Genomic DNA, 2,291 nt, shown 5'->3' on the forward strand with positions numbered 1-2,291 from the left:
AACCATTTTGATAATAACCAAGCAAGAATTAAAGAAAGAAAAATGATCGTTAATTGACTTTGAACATTTCTGCGTCCTAAAAATAATAATTGGTTAGCAATTATTTCCGAAAGAGAGGGAATATTGTTGTTCATAATTAATTTATTTTCCTGACTTCCTGATCGAGACCTGATTGAATATAAAGTGTCAGTTTTTGGGCTGCTGCTGAGGAAGATATTTCACCAGCGATCGCTCTTTCATACCAAAATTCTCCTTCTTCTAAAATTTTATTCAACTTTTCCCAATCATCCAGAGGAACTGCCACGGCATTTTGAGATTGTTGTAATAATACCGATTCAATCGGTAGTAAATTTCCTTCGATCTGCACCCGTCGATTAGTGGGAATAAAACTTTCTGTTTGGATGATTGCTTGTAATTGTTGTTCGGGATTGGTGAGAAATTTTCCTAAAGCTAATCCCAAACTATTTTCATTATCACTATTATTGCGATTAAATACCATCACCCGTGTATAGAGAATTGGTGCTGCTTTACCTTGAGTTTCTTGGGGAAGTAAAGCGACTCTGAGATCATCTTGTAGGCTGTTTTTTAAATCGGCAATTTCAACAGAATTACACACATAATAGGTTAAGCGGCCTCTAGCAAAAGCATCATGAAGTAATTCCCGTTGACGATTGAGGATAAAATTAGGCTGTGACGAGGCAAATTTTAGCCATTCTAGCCATTTTGCCCAACCATCTAGGCGAGGTTGCAGCCGACCCTGATCATCCCACAAATAGCCGCCAAAAATTGCCATTCCCCAAAAAGTATCTTCAAAAGAGGACACCATCCCCACAGAATAGCCTTTGCGCGCACGTTCCACTAATCCCCCTAAACTGGTGGGAGGTTGCTTCAGTAGCGGATCGGGACTAACTTGTAATTTTTTTTGATTATAACACAGTACATTGGTACGAGAACCTAAGGGAATACCATAGATTTTTCCTTGATAGCTAACTTGTTTCAGCGTCGGGGGATAATAAATAGATAAATCTAGATTGTTCTGGTCAATTTCCCCCAGTACTCCTTGGGATACTAATCTGGGTATATTTCTCGAAAAAATTAGAATAACACTCGCACCCAATCCGCTTTGAGATTGTTTAAAAAAACGTTCGGGTATCTCATCGATAGTAATAGCTTGTTCAAGAATTGTCACTTGCGGATTTAATTTTTCAAACTCTTGCAAACCGAGACCTACTACTTCAGTTAAATTGCCCTCTTCTGGATACCAAACCAAAAGGGTTCCTTGCCGTTGCTCCGATGATTGGTTAGGAAGATCACTAAAACAAGCATAAAGAAAAATTGGCATCAGGATAAAAAGCAATAGGAGCGATATAATTCCCCTTATTTTTTTACTTCTCCAAACAGTTTTAACTCTGAGCCTTAGAAATTGCATCGCTCGTGATCCTTCAACAATCTTGCCATCTATTCATAGTACATGAAAAGGTGACTAATAATCTTGATCAGAAAAATAATTAACATGATTTTTTGTCAAGAGCCACCAGTATAGCAACAACCCCAGTTACTATCGGCTGCCATAATAGAATTAGTCCAAAACGCCCTGCAAGAACTACAAAATCTAGAGGAGGAAAACACTCCATGACCCATCACTACAGCATCACCATTCAATGGTCAGATGAAGACCAAAAATTTATCGCCCATCTACCTGAGTTTGGACCCTATACTCATACCCATGGTGAAACCTACAATGCAGCCCTACAAAATGCCCTTGAAGTTCTATATCTCCTTATCGAAGACTACAGTGCACGGGGCAAATCTCTCCCACATCCCCAGGCTATTTCCCCATAGCTCAAATATCCTCTATTACATTTCAGTCAGAACCGACAACCCCGAAATAAATGATGAAAACGTCAGCCAATAAGTAATTTTTGCTTTATTATGAGAGTAATCCCCTAAACCGTTAGAGGCGTAAGGCTTACGCTGAACAGAGAATCTCTCAACCCAAACCCTGAAGGAGTTAAAGATGACTGACCCTTTAACCGCGAGTGTACTGGTAACTCTGGCAATCCAAGAGTTCATTAAATCAGGTACAGGAGATTTAGCCAAACGCTTTACGGCGGAGGCTGTGGCGAAAATTCCTGTATTGTGGAGAAAGGAAAATCAGTCAAGGTCAATGAAGCATTGGCTAAATTGGAAAGTGGAGACAGTACGGACATTGAAACTATTACCAAAAAGTTGGATATAATTTTGGCTGAAGATCCTCTTTTTGCTGAGGAGTTACGAATTTTAGGACAGGA

Annotated in this window: 2 protein-coding genes and 1 pseudogene; 1 reads left to right on the top strand and 2 read right to left on the bottom strand. The window is 39.4% G+C overall.

Going from position 1 to position 2,291, the window contains the following annotated elements:
- A pseudogene (locus PX636_RS14100) lies at window positions 1-134 on the bottom strand (mechanosensitive ion channel protein); the annotation flags it as partial.
- A 2-nt stretch (window positions 135-136) separates the two neighbouring features.
- Entirely contained in the window at window positions 137-1,429 is a 1,293-nt protein-coding gene (locus tag PX636_RS14105; RefSeq protein WP_004162757.1) for a sugar ABC transporter substrate-binding protein, read from the bottom strand.
- Between the two features lie 203 nt (window positions 1,430-1,632).
- Here PX636_RS14105 and PX636_RS14110 point away from each other — a divergent pair, with 203 nt between their 5' ends.
- Complete coding sequence (locus tag PX636_RS14110; RefSeq protein WP_004162755.1) at window positions 1,633-1,842, top strand: type II toxin-antitoxin system HicB family antitoxin; 210 nt, start codon at window positions 1,633-1,635, stop codon at window positions 1,840-1,842.
- The last annotated feature ends 449 nt before the right edge of the window (window positions 1,843-2,291 follow it).

The sequence above is a fragment of the Microcystis sp. M53598_WE2 genome (assembly GCF_030067735.1).
Lineage (GTDB): Bacteria > Cyanobacteriota > Cyanobacteriia > Cyanobacteriales > Microcystaceae > Microcystis > Microcystis aeruginosa.